Origin of the sequence: Marivita sp. (genome assembly GCF_051251565.1) — a bacterium.
Classification (GTDB): Bacteria; Pseudomonadota; Alphaproteobacteria; order Rhodobacterales; family Rhodobacteraceae; genus Marivita.
In genome coordinates, this window is record NZ_JBPOFB010000017.1 from 40,240 (window position 1) to 55,440 (window position 15,201).

The 15,201-nt window shown below is 55.1% G+C and carries 11 protein-coding genes; 9 read left to right on the forward strand and 2 right to left on the reverse strand.

The features are described 5' to 3' along the window. Nucleotides 1–13: 13 nt before the first annotated feature. Nucleotides 14–1,384 carry a polysaccharide biosynthesis/export family protein gene (locus ACSHXH_RS16250; protein WP_435672844.1) on the forward strand — a complete coding sequence of 457 codons (1,371 nt, stop codon included), beginning with the start codon at nt 14–16 and terminating at the stop codon, nt 1,382–1,384. Between the two features lie 51 nt (nt 1,385–1,435). Here the strand turns inward: ACSHXH_RS16250 and ACSHXH_RS16255 are convergent, their stop codons facing one another. Then, complete coding sequence (locus tag ACSHXH_RS16255; protein WP_435672845.1) at nt 1,436–3,604, reverse strand: polysaccharide biosynthesis tyrosine autokinase; 2,169 nt, start codon at nt 3,602–3,604, stop codon at nt 1,436–1,438. 288 nt (nt 3,605–3,892) lie between these two features. Beyond that, a complete protein-coding gene (gene katG, locus ACSHXH_RS16260) occupies nt 3,893–6,073 on the reverse strand; it encodes a catalase/peroxidase HPI (RefSeq protein ID WP_435672846.1) in 2,181 nt (726 codons plus the stop codon). 116 nt (nt 6,074–6,189) lie between these two features. Between katG and ACSHXH_RS16265 the strand changes: the two genes are divergently transcribed. From ACSHXH_RS16265 to urtE, 8 genes are all read left to right on the forward strand, one after another. Then, entirely contained in the window at nt 6,190–7,092 is a 903-nt protein-coding gene (locus ACSHXH_RS16265; RefSeq protein WP_435672847.1) for a hydrogen peroxide-inducible genes activator, read from the forward strand. Between the two features lie 135 nt (nt 7,093–7,227). After that, nucleotides 7,228–7,551, forward strand: a complete 324-nt coding sequence (locus tag ACSHXH_RS16270; protein WP_435672848.1) for a hypothetical protein — start codon at nt 7,228–7,230, stop codon at nt 7,549–7,551. 203 nt (nt 7,552–7,754) lie between these two features. After that, nucleotides 7,755–8,222: a hypothetical protein gene (locus tag ACSHXH_RS16275; RefSeq protein ID WP_435672849.1), complete on the forward strand. Its 468-nt coding sequence runs from the start codon at nt 7,755–7,757 to the stop codon at nt 8,220–8,222. 296 nt (nt 8,223–8,518) lie between these two features. Then, a complete protein-coding gene (urtA, locus tag ACSHXH_RS16280; RefSeq protein WP_435672850.1) occupies nt 8,519–9,805 on the forward strand; it encodes an urea ABC transporter substrate-binding protein in 1,287 nt (428 codons plus the stop codon). Between the two features lie 89 nt (nt 9,806–9,894). Continuing rightward, nucleotides 9,895–11,853 carry an urea ABC transporter permease subunit UrtB gene (gene urtB / locus ACSHXH_RS16285; protein ID WP_435672851.1) on the forward strand — a complete coding sequence of 653 codons (1,959 nt, stop codon included), beginning with the start codon at nt 9,895–9,897 and terminating at the stop codon, nt 11,851–11,853. Nucleotides 11,854–11,856: 3 nt separating this feature from the next. Beyond that, nucleotides 11,857–13,110, forward strand: a complete 1,254-nt coding sequence (urtC, locus tag ACSHXH_RS16290; RefSeq protein WP_435672852.1) for an urea ABC transporter permease subunit UrtC — start codon at nt 11,857–11,859, stop codon at nt 13,108–13,110. Continuing rightward, nucleotides 13,107–13,847, forward strand: a complete 741-nt coding sequence (gene urtD, locus ACSHXH_RS16295) for an urea ABC transporter ATP-binding protein UrtD (RefSeq protein WP_435672853.1) — start codon at nt 13,107–13,109, stop codon at nt 13,845–13,847. Before urtC ends, urtD begins: the two co-directional genes overlap by 4 nt. 1 nt (nt 13,848) lies before the next feature. Then, nucleotides 13,849–14,544 carry an urea ABC transporter ATP-binding subunit UrtE gene (gene urtE, locus ACSHXH_RS16300; RefSeq protein ID WP_435672855.1) on the forward strand — a complete coding sequence of 232 codons (696 nt, stop codon included), beginning with the start codon at nt 13,849–13,851 and terminating at the stop codon, nt 14,542–14,544. The last annotated feature ends 657 nt before the right edge of the window (nt 14,545–15,201 follow it).

A 15,201-nucleotide genomic window follows, 5' to 3' on the forward strand; every position in this document is an offset into this window, starting at 1 on the left:
AGGGCAAACGAATATGGGCAGCAAGTTCCTGAGTATCGCGCTTTTGAGCACGGCATTGGCAACAGCCGGCTGCGGCATCACCTATCATAGCCCATCTGTAAAAGAGGCAGCAGCTGGTGTAGCCGTCAGAGAAGTGCCTTTGACGGCCCAAAGCGTTCTCGTGGCCAACCAATCGTCCTACACACCCAAGCGTCTGCCAGAAGCGTTTTATCAGACAGCAGGCGGCGGACAGCTAAGGTTTGGTGGAGCCCTGCCATCCGAACCGTTTGTTCCCGAGGAAACGCCCGGCACGTTGCAGCTTCGTCCGCCCCCTCAAATCAACCCACAGACCTATCGGATCGGTGTCGGCGATGTGGTTCTTCTGGCCACAAAATCGGCAGGATCGACAGTCGAGGAACTCACTGGCCTTCTTGCTGCTCAGAACCGCCGACAGGGCTACACAGTTCGGGATGATGGTCGTATTGCGATCCCGGAAATTGGTCAGATTGATATTGCCGGCCTGACTGTTGAAGAGGCAGAGGCGCGCATCTTTGAAATCCTTGTTCGCAACCAAATCGATCCGGCGTTCAGCCTTGAGGTATCGGACTTCAATTCACAGCGCGTTGCCATCGGAGGGGCCGTCGCGAACTCGACCCTCATTCCGCTTACACTCAGACCCCTTACTCTGAGTGACGCGTTGACTGCGGCAGGGGGCATCCAGTTGACAAATGACGAATTCGGATCAATTCGGATTTACAGGAACGGCACGCTGTTCCAAATTCCTGTCAAAGATTTCTTTGAGGACCCTGCGCTGCAACGCAGGTTGCTTCTTGATGGGGACGCGGTTTACGTCGACACCACTTATGATCTTGAACAGGCCTTGTCGTTCTACCGTCAGCGCCTTGACGTGATTCAGCAACGCAGCCAAGCGCGCGCGCAAGCCATTCAGGAATTGGAAACTGAAATTAGTCTTCGCCGCGGTACCTTGGTCGAACAACGCTCAAACTTTGAGGCACGGACGGATCTGGGCGCTGAACAACGAGACTATGTTTACCTGACTGGCGAAGTGAACAAACAAAGCCGCTTCCCGCTTCCATACGGCCAACAGGCGTCTTTGGCAGATGTGCTTTATGACAGTGGCGGTTACAACAATGCAACAGGAAGCTCTCGGCATATTTACGTTCTGCGCCCGTCTACCAACCCCGCAGAATTTGGAGCGGTAACAGCGTGGCATCTCGATGCAACCAACGCTGTGAATCTCTCACTTGCGACCCGTTTGGAAATGCGCCCGAATGACATCGTCTTTATCGAGGAGCAGCCCGTGACAAAATGGGGGCGGTCCTTGCAGCAAGCGTTCGGTATTCTTGGATCGGCGGTTCAAACAGCGACCGTCGCGTCAAACTAAACTTTTGAACGCGATCAATGAAAAGGCGGCGTTTGACTTGCCGCCTTTTCGTTACGTGTCATAGTAGCCTTTGCCGTATGATCCATATGCGCCGTATGATCCATATTTCCCGCCATACCCGTACCTTTGCATGCCTTTGGGATCGATTTGTGACAGCACGAAGCCTGTGATCTTCAAGTTCGCGGTAGCAAACTGGCGCACACCTTCTTCAATCTGGCGTTTGGCTGTTTTGTCCCATTTCACAGCATAGACAAGCGCATCCACGGCCTGACCAAGAACCCGCGCATCTGGGACAACCAACACAGGCGGTGTGTCGATAATGATGATGTCATACGCTTCACGCGCATGGTGAAGGAACGTTTGAAATCGGTCAGAGCTGAAAAGGTCAGCAGCATTTACGTTGCTTTTTTCGCCCATAAGAACATCTGCGCCCAGACTCTTGTCGTGAAACACAACTTCGTTGATCGGACGGTCACCAGACAAGGCCGCTATCAAGCCGCCGTCAGGCGTGTTTTCGAAATACTCGCTTAGTGTCCGCCGACGAATATCGCCTTCGATCAACAGCACCGATTTTCCAAGCCCCACAAAGTTATGCGCGAGTGCAATCGCCAAAGTGGTTTTGCCCTCACCCGGTACCGATGATGTGGACATGATCACTTTTGGCGGATTGTCGATGTTGGAAAGCAGTATAGACGTGCGCAGGTTTCTAATTGCTTCGGACGCTGCTGATGTCGGTTTGTCGTTAAGATACTTGACCAGTTGGTCCCTTCGCTTGATTGGCATCTTCGGTACCTGGCCAAGGACGTTCAGCCCGGTCATTTTTTCAAGGTCGTCTGCAGTCCGGACGCCGCTGTGGCGCAGTTGGTTGATCAAGACCAGCCCCGCGCCCAAAAGCGAACCAAGAACCAGCGACAACGCCAAAACAAGGGATCTCCGCGGTTCGACATACAGTCCGTTAACGGCCGGAGATAGAATCCGCGCGTCGGCTTCTTGAAGCCCCCGTTGGACCGTCGTTTCCTTTAAACGGGCCAAGAATGTCTCGTACAGGACACCGGTTGCGTCGACCTCTCGTTCTGCTTGCTGCAACTCTACCAAGTCCTGTGTCTTTTCAGCAATTTGGGTTTGAAGAGCATCATAAGACAGCTCTAGCGAACTCACCTGCGAAATCGCGCGCTGCACATCATTTGTATCCCGCGTAACCAAGAGGTCATATCGGTCCTCAAAAAGCCCACGGGACTGAGTATTGCCGCCAGCAACATCATTGAACAAACGTCTCAGAACTGGATCTGAAAAGGCAGCTTGCATCGCATTGATGTCACCCGCCTCTCTGATTTTGCGCAGATCAAGCAAGCGTTCTTCTGCGCCCACTGCCGCTGAGCGCAGATCCGCAAGACGCTCTCGCATATCACTGGCTTGTTGGTTAAGCGCCGCCAGTGCTTCGGGTGTAATCAAGGTTGATCCAGCACGCAGCTCCTTGATCTCGTCTTCGCGCGTGGTGAGTTCGACCTCCAAGTCGGTGACACGTTCAGACAGCCACGTCACAGCATTTTCTGTCGCTTCAAATTTTACCGCTATCTGGTCTGAAATATACAACTCTGCCAAAGCATTGACGATTTCCACTGACTTTTGTGGATCAGTCGTTTTGACCGAAATCGAGAAAACAAATGTGTTCCGCTGTAAGCTTGCCGAAATGACGTCGCTGACACGATCCACAGTTTCGTTAAACTGCGCTTGTTCTGTCAGGGCGACGCGCGGAGGCAGTTCAAGCCCGATCAAACCAAGTGCTCTCTCCGCAATTGAGAGGGTGGGCAAAACCGCGCCTGGGTCTGCATTCTCTTCAACTTCAACAAGGGCAAGGTTGAATTCAGGATCGTTAACTAAGGACAACCTTTGAACGAGCTGTTCGATAAGTTTGCGAGATTTTATAACTTCAAGCTCAGTGTTTAGTGACGAAATATCCGATGATACCCCTGATACGACACTTTCAATGTCGACGATGTTCGAACTGCTTGGCTGAACCGCCAGTGTCGTTGATGCGGTGTACTTCGGAACTGCCAAGACAAATGCATACGTTGCACCCAACAGCAATGCTGCCAGCGCAAAGGCAAGAATGATCAACTTTCCGCGCCACAGCGTCGCAAAAAGCTCCAGAAGATCAATTTCATCGTTGTCGATTTGAGCTAACGGCTCCGCGCGGTCTATCCGCCTAACCTCTTGCACGATTTAACCCAATCCCCGTTCCGCTGCGTTCGAATGTTTTTTCACAACTTGCCTGCGCAGGCAAGGGAAGCGCTCTGCCTCAACTGCGAGGCTAGGCTACATCGAACGTGGGAGGTTTCAGAGGGGAAATTAAACACCATACTGTTCATTTCTTGACTGCTTAGGGGACCAGTATCCGATGCAATCCGAGAATGAAGACTGTGTAATTGTATCGCTTGTCGATACCGGTTGACTGATGTGTCTGAAACTTCTCCGGGCGAGCAATGTCGCCCGGAGAGTATTTCCGGTTTATGCCACCAGATCAAAACGATCGGCGTTCATCACTTTGGTCCAAGCGGCAACGAAATCGCGGGCGAATTTTGTCGTGTTATCGTCCTGTGCGTAGACTTCGGCATAGGCCCGAAGGATCGAGTTCGATCCAAAGACCAGGTCCGCGCTTGTCGCTGTCCACTTTACAGCGCCTGTCTTGCGGTCACGGATCTCAAACGAGCCGCCTTCGACAGGATGCCAGCTGTTGGCCATGTCGGTCAGGTTGACAAAGAAATCATTCGTCAACTGACCTACACGGTCCGTGAATACGCCGTCTGCGTTGCCACCATGGTTTGTGCCAAGCATCCGCATACCGCCCAGAAGAACAGTCATTTCCTGCGCCGTGATACCCAAAAGCTGCGCCTTATCAAGCATCAGCTCTTCCATGGACACAGCATACTGTTCCTTTTGGAAGTTGCGGAACCCGTCGACCAATGGCTCAAGGACACCAAAACTGTCATGATCTGTCATCTCGTCTGTGGCGTCGCCACGACCCGGTGCAAACGGAACGTTGACGTTTTGACCTGCCGCTTTGAGGGCCTTCTCAAGACCGACATTCCCGGCCAGCACGATGATGTCCGCCACAGAAGCACCTGTCTCTGCCGCGATCGGCTCGAGAATACCAAGCACCCTTGCCAGACGCTCGGGCTCATTTGCAGCCCAGTCTTTCTGCGGCGCAAGACGGATGCGCGCCCCATTTGCCCCACCGCGTTTGTCAGAGCCACGGAATGTCCGGGCGCTGTCCCACGCGGTTGCGATCATATCGCCAATCGAGAGGCCGCTTGTCGCGATCTTTGCTTTGGCGGCATCGACATCATAGCTGGTGTTGCCTGCCGGGATCGGGTCTTGCCAGATCAGGTCTTCCGACGGCACGTATGGTCCGTAGTAATTAACCTTTGGTCCCATGTCGCGGTGGGTAAGCTTGAACCACGCACGGGCGAAGGTGTCGGCGAAATACTGCGGATCTGCACGGAATTTCTGGCAGATTTCATTGTAGATCGGGTCAACCTTCATCGCCATATCGGCGTCGGTCATCATCGGAATACCGCGCTTGGACGAATCCGTTGCATCCAACGGCTTGGAATCTTCCGGCATGTTCACTGGTGCCCACTGGTTTGCACCGGCGGGGGATTTGGTGAGCTTCCATTCGTAGTCAAACAGGTAATCAAAATAACCCATATCCCACTGTGTCGGATGCTGCGTCCACGCCCCTTCGATGCCCGACGTAAAGGCGTTGGCTGCTTTGCCGTCATGACCGGGATTGGCCCAGCCAAAGCCTTGGGTGTGAACCGGACAACCTTCGGGCGCATCACCAATGCTTTCGGCCATACCGCCGCCGCCATGGGCCTTACCGACAGTGTGACCACCACAGGTCAGGGCGGCGGTTTCTTCATCGTTCATCGCCATGCGCGCAAAAGTTTCACGAACATGCATCGCGGTACGCGCGGGATCAGGCTGACCATTCACACCTTCGGGGTTCACATAGATCAGTCCCATGTGCACGGCCGCGAGGGGATTATACATGGTCGACGCATCATCAAGGTCCGCGTAGCGCTGTTCGGACGGAGCAAGGAATTCAGTTTCGGTGCCCCAGTTGATGTCTTCTTCAGGTCCCCAGATATCTTCGCGGCCAAAACCGAAGCCAAATGTTTTCAAGCCCATGGATTCATAGGACATATTACCTGCGAGGATAATCAGATCCGCCCATGACAGCGCATTTCCGTATTTCTTTTTGACCGGCCACAGCAGGCGGCGAGCCTTGTCGAGGCTGGCGTTGTCCGGCCACGAATTCAGGGGCGCAAAACGGATATTGCCAGTGCCAGCGCCGCCGCGACCGTCGCCCATTCGGTATGACCCGGCAGAATGCCACGCGAGACGGATCATAAGTCCACCGTAGTGCCCCCAATCCGCAGGCCACCATTCCTGGCTTTCGGTCAGCAGGGCTTTGACGTCTTCCTGAATCGCGTTGAAATCCAGCGCCTTGACCGCTTCACGGTGGTTGTAGTCAGTGTCCATAGGGTTGGTGCGCGCACCATGCTGATGCAGAATGCTCAGGTTCAGAGCACTTGGCCACCATTTGGCAACACTGTTGCCAGTGCCAGTGTTTCCGCCATGCATGACAGGGCAGGCGCCTTTCGGATCAATGTTGTTGCCGTCCATATTGGTCTCCCTCGCAATGAATCGATCAGGGCAAAGCGCCCTTTCTGGAATCGTTCTAATCATGCAGGGCAATAAATTCCAATTGGATATCTAAAAGACTATGATAAGTTTTCCAAATGATAGGACTGACCCTTAGACAGCTTCGATATTTTGACTCGCTCGCGCGTCATTTGCACTTTGGCCGCGCGGCCGAGGCGTGTTCGATTTCGCAACCCGCCTTGTCTTTGCAGATCAAGGAGCTGGAGGCTGCGGCAGGCACATCGCTGGTGGAGCGTGGGTCACGGACCCTGCGCCTGACCGCCGTTGGTGAAGATTTCGTGCTCAAGGCGCGCGAAGTGCTGGTTGCGGTGGACGAGCTTGAAGACCTGATGCGCGCATCCAAAGGCCCGCTGGCAGGGCGGTTCCGACTGGGTGTGATCCCAACCGTGGCTCCGTATCTTTTGCCAGCGACGATCACAGCACTGACCGCGCGCTTTCCCGAAATCGATCTGGAATTAAGGGAATCCGTGACGCGATCACTGGTGGCCGATCTCGTGGATTCTCGATTGGACGCAGCAATCGTCGCGCTTCCCATATCCGAACCTGCGCTTCAAGAATTTGCCCTGTTCAAAGAAGATTTTGTTCTCGTGCGTCCTTTGCAGGATGCGGAAAAACCTGTGCCAAGCCCGGACATGCTCAAATCCATGCGTCTTTTGTTGCTGGAAGAAGGCCATTGTTTCCGCGATCAGGCCTTGTCGTTCTGCGAAATTACCAAGGCCCAGCCGCGCCAGTTGATGGAAGGGAGTTCACTGTCTACGCTCGTGCAGATGGTTGGGGCGGGAATGGGAGTGACGTTGATCCCTGAGATGGCTGTATCGTTGGAAACGCGATCCGCGAATGTTTCCGTCGCCACGTTTGATCCCCCAAGGCCAAACCGCACCATTGGCATGGTCTGGCGCAAATCCAATCCTTTGGCGGCCCAGCTTATGCAAGTTGGCGCCATTGTGCGCGGAGTGGGTTCTGCGAAAGGCAAGCGATGACGCCGCAAACCCAACCCATTGTGACACTCTGCGCCGTCAAGGTGTGAGGGTTGGCATTCACCGAAAACCAAAGGCCTTTTTGATCTGATACTTTCGTGATACGAATACATCGAACGCTTTGAGTTGGAGTACAGAATGAAAAATGTGATCTTTCCCGTTGTGATGGCTGTCTCGCTTTCAGCGTCAGCAGCATTTGCAGCCGGTGATGCCGCCAACGCGATGGAAGTCGCGCGTGCACAGCAAGCTTGTGGCGAAGGTGCTGCAATCGTTTCAGCACGTTACATGGAAGATGGCAGAGTTGGCGTCACGTGCCGTAAAGGCGCGGCAGCGACCGGAGCGCGTAGTGGCGCTGGTGGTTTCGGTTCGGGCGGGACACTTGGCGCATTGTTTGCAGTTGTGCTTGTCGCGGCTGCCGCAGGCGGTGGCGGGTCCAGCTCATCTGACACCGTCATGAAATGATTCGACCCTGATTAAATATCCTTCCATCAGCCTTCCGTAGGCTGGTGGTTTTTTCTTGCGGGTGCTCTGCCGCCAAGTAATGAAACTGGTTCGGCAAAACACGGTTATTTTGACCGATGCGCGAATGACTCATGCTGCAAAAATCTCACCTTAGCGTTAAGCCTTAAGTTGCAAGGCGCAAGTTTGCACGACACGCTCAAATTATGGGCGTTTTGAAAACACTTGGATGTGCCTTCGCCGCGACGATTATCGCCGTGCCTTTGCCTGCGGCTGAAGAGAAGCTTTTGCACCGTGTCGCTGAATGCGTCGGTCGCCTATCGGCGCAGATTGAACACCGCTGGCTGTTTGCCGATCGACCAACCGATTTGATCGAAAAAGACCAGAGGCATCTCATCGACATCCTCAACAGCCTGATCACTCCGGATACCGCAGCACTTGGTCTTGCCGCCCGGATCGACGCCAAGATGGCGCATGCAGCGCTCTTGACCCAAGCCGCCTTCAGTGAGGATGCCCGATCCGCAAACTGGGCGAATAAACGCGCAAATCAGGAAATTAGGCTGTGTGTAGACATCCTTTTGCCAACCCAGCCCCAAGTGTCGCAGACGCGCTCTCGGGTGGGCAGCACGCCAGTGCTTTCGGTGAATCAGCAAACGCGGATCGCATTGCAATAGGCGTCAAGGCCCCGTCATTCCGCCCTTATTTTAATCAATAATGCATATTTAGCTTAAAACCTATGCGAATGCGCCTGAACTGCGTTGTCCGATGCGGGACTGTATTCCTGTCAGGAAAAACGACCCACTAGATATCCCCGGCTGGTGATACTCATCAGCAGATAGCGTGCGATGGAACTGGCCGTTCAACTCCGGGTCCCACCGCACTCCGCAATTCACTTGCGTCTGCGGAACATGGGGCCTGATCTGCTAATGGCAACCGTCGAGGCGCAAAACGTACAAAGGACGTTTGTATAATGTCGATGAAATTCCTCAGCACAACGGCCGCAGTCGCGCTTATCGCGTCAACGCTGCCCGCCCTTGCGCAAGACGTAAGCTGCCCAATCAAGGTTGGTGTTCTGCACTCCCTCTCCGGCACAATGGCCATTTCCGAGACCACGCTCAAAGACACAATGGAAATGCTGGTCGATATCCAAAATGAAAAAGGTGGTCTTCTGGGCTGTCAAATTGAAGCCACGGTTGTTGATCCTGCGTCCGACTGGCCGCTTTTTGCAGAAAAAGCGCGCGAATTGCTGACGGTTCAGGAAGTCGACGTGATCTTCGGATCGTGGACATCCGTATCACGCAAATCCGCCTTGCCCGTTCTCGAAGAACTCAATGGCCTGATGTTCTATCCGGTGCAGTATGAGGGCGAAGAAAGCTCCAAGAACGTGTTCTACACCGGGGCCGCGCCGAACCAACAGGCGATCCCGGCCACGGATTATTTCCTGGAAGAGCTTGGTGTCGAGAAATTTGCCCTTCTGGGCACGGACTACGTTTATCCGCGCACGACAAACAACATCCTTGAAGCATATCTTCAATCCAAAGGGATCGCCGAAGAAGACATCTTTGTGAACTACACACCGTTCGGTCATTCCGACTGGTCCAAGATCGTCGCTGACGTTGTGGCGCTGGGTGCTGACGGCAAAAAGGTTGGCGTGATTTCCACGATCAACGGTGACGCCAATATCGGCTTCTACAAGGAACTGGCCGCAGCAGGAATTTCCGCTGACGACATCCCCGTTGTTGCCTTTTCGGTCGGCGAAGAAGAACTCTCCGGTCTGGACACCACCAACCTCGTCGGCCACCTCGCAGCCTGGAACTACTTCCAATCCGCAGACACACCAGCCAACGAAGAATGGGTCGCGTCATGGAAGGCCCGCATGGGGGATGACCGCGTCACAAACGACCCGATGGAAGCGCATTACATCGGCTTCAATATGTGGGTGAACGCTGTCACCGAAGCAGGCACCACCGATGTCGATGCAGTCCGTACCGCCATGTACGGTCAGGAATTCCCGAACCTGACGGGCGGCACTGCTGTCATGCTGCCGAACCACCACCTCGCCAAGCCGGTTTTGATTGGTGAAATCACGGCCGATGGTCAATTCGACATCATCAGCCAGACCGAAGAAGTGCCGGGCGACGCCTGGACAGACTTCTTGCCGGAATCGGCTGTTCTCAAATCTGATTGGGCTGAACTGGGCTGCGGTATGTACAACACCGCGACAAGCACCTGCGTTCAGATCAAATCGAACTACTGAGACACAACGCGGTGCGTGGGAAACCACGCACCCGACCCCAACCTTTAAGCTGCGTGGCTTTTCGCGCACCGATCTCCCCGGATATGCCAATGTTGCGCTTTGCCGCCGTCTTTCTTGCTTGTCTGTTGCTCACCGGTCCGGGCTATGCCCAGCAGGCAGATGCTCCGATCCAGACATTGCTTCAAACCCACAGCGAAACCCTTGTCGAAAGCTCGCGCCGGACGATCGGTCCCGCCGTCGATGCTCTTGCCAATTCTGGTCTGCCTGCCGCGCAAGTGGTTTTGGACAAATGGCAGAACAAGGAAATGTGGGTCAACGATGCCACTGGACTGTTTGTTTACGCCGAAGAGGTCGACCGCGACACGCTGCGCATCTTTGATTTTGCAGATGGAACCGAGATTGGTACCGTTCCTGATGACGATTTTGAACAGCTTAAACCGAATTCCGGTATTCGCGGCATGATCGCAACTGCGTTGGTGCAGTTTCAATTGAGCGATCCTGACCCTGACACACGTCGTCGCGCGTTGGATGCGATCGAACGCGGGGCCGAAGAAAGCCACCTGCTGGCCCTGCGCGCCAGCCTTCCAAATGAGTCCGATCATGTCATTCGCGCCCGGAAGGACCGCCTCGAGCGTCTTTTGACCATTCGGTTTGGCGAAACGGATGCCGTGCGGATTGACGCGATCAATAGTTTTGATGGCGATCTGGGTGTCGATGTGCGTGCCGCCCTTAACCCGCTTTTGGCGGTACGCGTCGAAGCCGCGACCACCTTGCCCGATGATGTCGATATTGGCCGCGTTTTAGATCCCGGTTCCGATGCGCTGCCACGGGACGATGCCTACGCCCTGCTGGTCAGCGCAGAGCTGGCGAAGCCAAGGATCAGCGTTGAAGACCAGCGCAACGCGCTGATTGCAAACATCGCTGACGGTCAGGTTGCCGGAATTCAGGTTGCAACACTCGACAGCCAGGCTGCGCGCGATATGGCGTATGCCGCATTGGCAGACCAAGGCACAGTCACCGCCGTTGCAACCGAAACCGAGGTCGACGAGCGTCTTGCAGCCCACGTCTTTTATGAGCGCTACATCGGCGCGCCACCCGAGGTTGTTGTGGCCGCGCAACTGGCGCTCAAGGCGATCGAGAACAAGGTTTCTTTGAACCAAGCCTTTGACCTCGGGCTTGACGCTCTTTCGCTGGCTTCAATCTATTTCCTCGCGGCCATCGGCCTTGCCATCACCTTTGGTGTGATGGGCGTCATCAACATGGCGCATGGCGAATTCATCATGATGGGGGCCTACACGGGCTATGTAGTGCAGCTCTTTATCCCCGACTACACCCTGTCGATCATCGTTGCGATCCCGCTCGCCTTTGCGGTGACTTTCGGTGCCGGTGTTGCTATGGAACGGTTGGTGATCCGCTGGCTCTATCACCGGCCTTTGGAAACGCTGCTGGCGACATTCGGTATTTCCATCGCGCTCCAGCAACTTGCAAAGAACATCTTTGGCACACAGGCACGCCCACTGACTGCACCGGGATGGCTCGATGGGTCGCTGGTGATCAACGATATCGTGTCGATCAGCTACATCCGCATTGCCATCTTCGTTCTTGCCCTGCTGTTCCTTGCCCTGTTCCTGTTCGTTATGAACCGCACGCGGTTGGGTCTTGAGGTCCGCGCCGTCACGCAGAACCCACGCATGGCCGCGTCAATGGGGATCAATCCCGACAAAATCAACATGCTGACCTTCGGCTTCGGGTCCGGCATCGCAGGCATCGCCGGGGTGGCGATCGGGCTTTACGCCAAGGTCACGTCAGAGATGGGCAGCGATTATATCGTGCAATCCTTTATGACTGTGGTGGTTGGCGGTGTCGGGAACATCTGGGGCACATTGCTGGGCGCGACGATGGTTGGGTCTCTGCAAAAGGGGATTGAGTTCCTCAACCCGTCCAACACGCTTGCGGCGCAGACCTACATGATCCTGTTTATCATCTTGTTCATTCAATTTCGGCCAAAGGGCATCATCGCCCTCAAAGGCCGCGCGGCAGAGGCATAGACTATGACAGACGCCGCCCTTCCCCGCCGCCAACCCTTCGCTCTGCGCTTTCCGTCGGTGATGATCTTTCTCGCCCTCCTCGCGCTCTTTACAATCGGGGTCACCATTCTGTCCGAAGGCTTTGGCATCGGCGTGATCTCGACCAGCTTTGTCAAGACGTTGGGCAAGACGTTGTGCCTGTGCCTTGTCGCACTGGCAATGGACCTTGTCTGGGGCTATTGCGGCATCCTTTCGCTTGGGCACATGGCGTTCTTCGGGCTTGGTGGATACGCCATCGGCATGTGGCTTATGTATGCCCGGACCGAAATCATCGTCCTCGAAAGCCTTTCCGCTGCCGATCTTCCACCAACCCCCCAAGAGGTGTCAGACGGCATAGCAACCCAGATCTTCGGCGTTGTCGGCGCGTCCGAGTTTCCACCGATTTGGGCACTTGCGCATTCCCTTCCACTGCAACTGGCCGCCGTGGTTTTGGTACCCGGCCTTCTGGCGTTGGTCTTTGGTTGGCTCGCCTTTCGTAGCCGGGTTACAGGGGTGTACCTGTCGATCCTGACTCAGGCGATGACCCTTGCCCTGTCACTGCACCTTTTCCAGAACGACAGCGGTTTGCGCGGCAATAACGGCCTTTCCGGTCTGCAAAACCTGCCCGGACTGTCAGAGACCCCGCAATCCATCGTCTCGCTTTGGTTCTTCTGGGCCTCGGCGCTGGCGCTTGGTCTGGGCTACCTACTTTGTGCTTGGATCGTCTCAGGCAAGTTCGGGTCTGTCATTCGTGCAATCCGCGATGATGAGGCCCGCGTGCGATTTCTTGGATACCCCGTGGAGGCGTTCAAGCTGGCGATCTTTACAGTGACCGCTGTGATCGCTGGTATCGCTGGCGCGCTCTACTACCCGCAGGCGGGTATCGTGAACCCGGCAGAGATTGCGCCCATTGCGTCGATTTATCTGGCCGTATGGGTCGCCATCGGTGGACGCGGGCGGCTTTACGGTGCTGTCATCGGGGCGGCGTTTGTATCGCTGCTGTCCACATGGTTCACAGGTGGCAAAGCGCCTGACATCCATCTTGGATTTTACACAATCAGTTGGGTGGATTGGTGGACCGTGCTTCTAGGCCTGTCCTTTGTTGCGGTCACCTTGTTCGCTCCCAAAGGAATTGGCGGCTTGGTGGATATCCTGATCGACCGCAAATCGCCGAACCGCCACGGTGCAGACCTTGGCCCGGATCACGGCGCACTTCGGGAACAGGAGGCCGAAAAATGAGCACACTTTTGGAAGTTTCCGGCGTGTCCGTGTCCTTCGACGGGTTCAAGGCAATCAACAACCTGTCCTTTCAGATCGCCGATGCGGAATTGCGCGCGGTGATTGGGCCCAACGGCGCAGGCAAGACCACGTTTATGGATATCATCACGGGCAAAACCCGTCCCAACGAAGGTCGGGTGATTTACGGTGACCGCAGCGTATCGTTGCTCAAAATGTCGGAAAGTGAGATCGCCCAGGCCGGTGTGGGCCGCAAGTTTCAGCGCCCTACCGTGTTCGAAGATCAAAGTGTTTTCGACAACCTGATGATGGCGTTGAAAAAGACGCGCGGCCCTCTGGCGGTGTTGTTCTTCAAACCCACGTCGGAAGACAACGACAAGGTGGCAGATCTGGCCGATCAGATTGGCTTGTCCGGCGCGCTTTATCGTAAATCTGGGGAACTGAGCCACGGGCAGAAACAATGGCTGGAGATCGGGATGTTGCTGGCACAAGATCCGCGCCTCTTGCTGGTGGATGAACCCGCGGCTGGAATGACGCCCGCTGAACGCGAGCACACCACCGACATTCTGCGCGAAGCGGCAAAGACCCGCGCGGTTGTGGTTGTGGAACATGACATGGAATTCGTGCGCCGCCTGAATTGCAAGGTGACTGTCCTGCACGAAGGATCAGTGCTGGCTGAAGGGTCGCTCAATCATGTCACGAAAAACGAACAGGTGATCGAGGTGTATCTTGGCCGATGAAATCCTACGCACGCAAGGTCTGACCCTGCATTATGGTGGCAGTCAGATCCTCAACGGAATCGACATGGCCGCCAACCGGGGCGAGATCACCTGCGTGATGGGCACCAATGGCGTCGGCAAAACGTCACTGCTCAAGGCAATCTCGGGCACACATAAATATTCCGGTGGAACGCTTTTTCTGAATGGAGAAGACATCAAATCCGCAACCGCCCACACGCTGGCGCAGAATGGTGTCGCCTATGTGCCGCAGGGACGTGACGTATTCCCGATGCTCACTGTGCGTGAGAACCTTGAGACCGGTTATGCCTGCTTGCCCAAAACTGAGCATCACATCCCCGATCACATCTTTGAGCTGTTCCCGATTCTAAAAGATTTCCTGCACCGCCGTGGCGGCGACCTGTCCGGTGGTCAGCAACAACAACTCGCCATTGCGCGCGCGCTGATCACCAAGCCAAAGCTCTTGTTGCTGGACGAGCCGACCGAAGGCATTCAGCCCAACATAATCCAACAGATTGGCCGTGTAATTGCCCTTTTGCGGGAACAGGCCGACATGGCGATCGTGCTCGTTGAGCAGTATTTCAGCTTTGCCTACGATCTTGGGGACCAGTTTTACGTGCTTGAACGCGGCGCGGTAAAGATGAGCGGGCCAAAAGCAGAGCTGGACCGGGATGAGTTGCTGGCTGGAGTTTCGGTGTAGATCACCAAATTGTCGGAACCCGTCCAATGAGGCAAACTGGCCGTTGCTTGGCAAAAGCGGCATGCTGAGTATTTGGGTTTTGCTCCGATCAGCACGTCAAACGGGTCTTGGTTTGCTTGGGGCTGTTGTATTGCGTGGCATCACAGGTGTTTGTCGATTGCCGAGTGCAGAAGTTTGCGCTGGCGCTGGCAAAGCGAATCGAAACGCATCTGCGCCGCGCCACCGTGTATACGGTCAGATAGCTTATTTCTGCCCGACCGAACGGTGGGATACGAAGGTTGTGAGAGGTTTACTGCGCAGGGCAATCGAATAGGTTCAGTCGTATAGGACAGTTGCGATCTGCACTGGCAAAGCTTCTGATCGTTGCTAAGAGCAAAGGCCATCTTGAGCGGGATCGAGTCGGTCCGAACCATCACTACCTTCAAAGCGGTCAGGTTTCGCAGGTGGTCCGTAGTCGAAATGGCCTGACAGACGCATTGTGTAGGAACAGGCGATATTGACTGGTTGCGTCACGATGGTCTGTGAACCTCGACCGAACATGCAGAACGGCAAGCTGTTTGGCTCGCCAATGAAACTTAATTAGTCCGGCCTGAACAACTCCCAAGGCATTGAAAATATGTGATTAAATGGTGGTATTAGTGGTCTTTTCCTGCAGGG

Bases quoted from the DNA above. Each gene is read 5' to 3' on its own strand.
- ACSHXH_RS16275 (WP_435672849.1), top strand. From the start codon at position 7,755: ATGGGCGTTTTGAAAACACTTGGATGTGCCTTCGCCGCGACGATTATC.
- urtB (WP_435672851.1), top strand. From the start codon at position 9,895: ATGTTGCGCTTTGCCGCCGTCTTTCTTGCTTGTCTGTTGCTCACCGGT.
- ACSHXH_RS16250 (WP_435672844.1), top strand. From the start codon at position 14: ATGGGCAGCAAGTTCCTGAGTATCGCGCTTTTGAGCACGGCATTGGCA.
- ACSHXH_RS16270 (WP_435672848.1), top strand. From the start codon at position 7,228: ATGAAAAATGTGATCTTTCCCGTTGTGATGGCTGTCTCGCTTTCAGCG.
- ACSHXH_RS16265 (WP_435672847.1), top strand. From the start codon at position 6,190: ATGATAGGACTGACCCTTAGACAGCTTCGATATTTTGACTCGCTCGCG.
- urtD (WP_435672853.1), top strand. From the start codon at position 13,107: ATGAGCACACTTTTGGAAGTTTCCGGCGTGTCCGTGTCCTTCGACGGG.
- urtC (WP_435672852.1), top strand. From the start codon at position 11,857: ATGACAGACGCCGCCCTTCCCCGCCGCCAACCCTTCGCTCTGCGCTTT.
- katG (WP_435672846.1), bottom strand. From the start codon at position 6,073: ATGGACGGCAACAACATTGATCCGAAAGGCGCCTGCCCTGTCATGCAT.
- urtA (WP_435672850.1), top strand. From the start codon at position 8,519: ATGTCGATGAAATTCCTCAGCACAACGGCCGCAGTCGCGCTTATCGCG.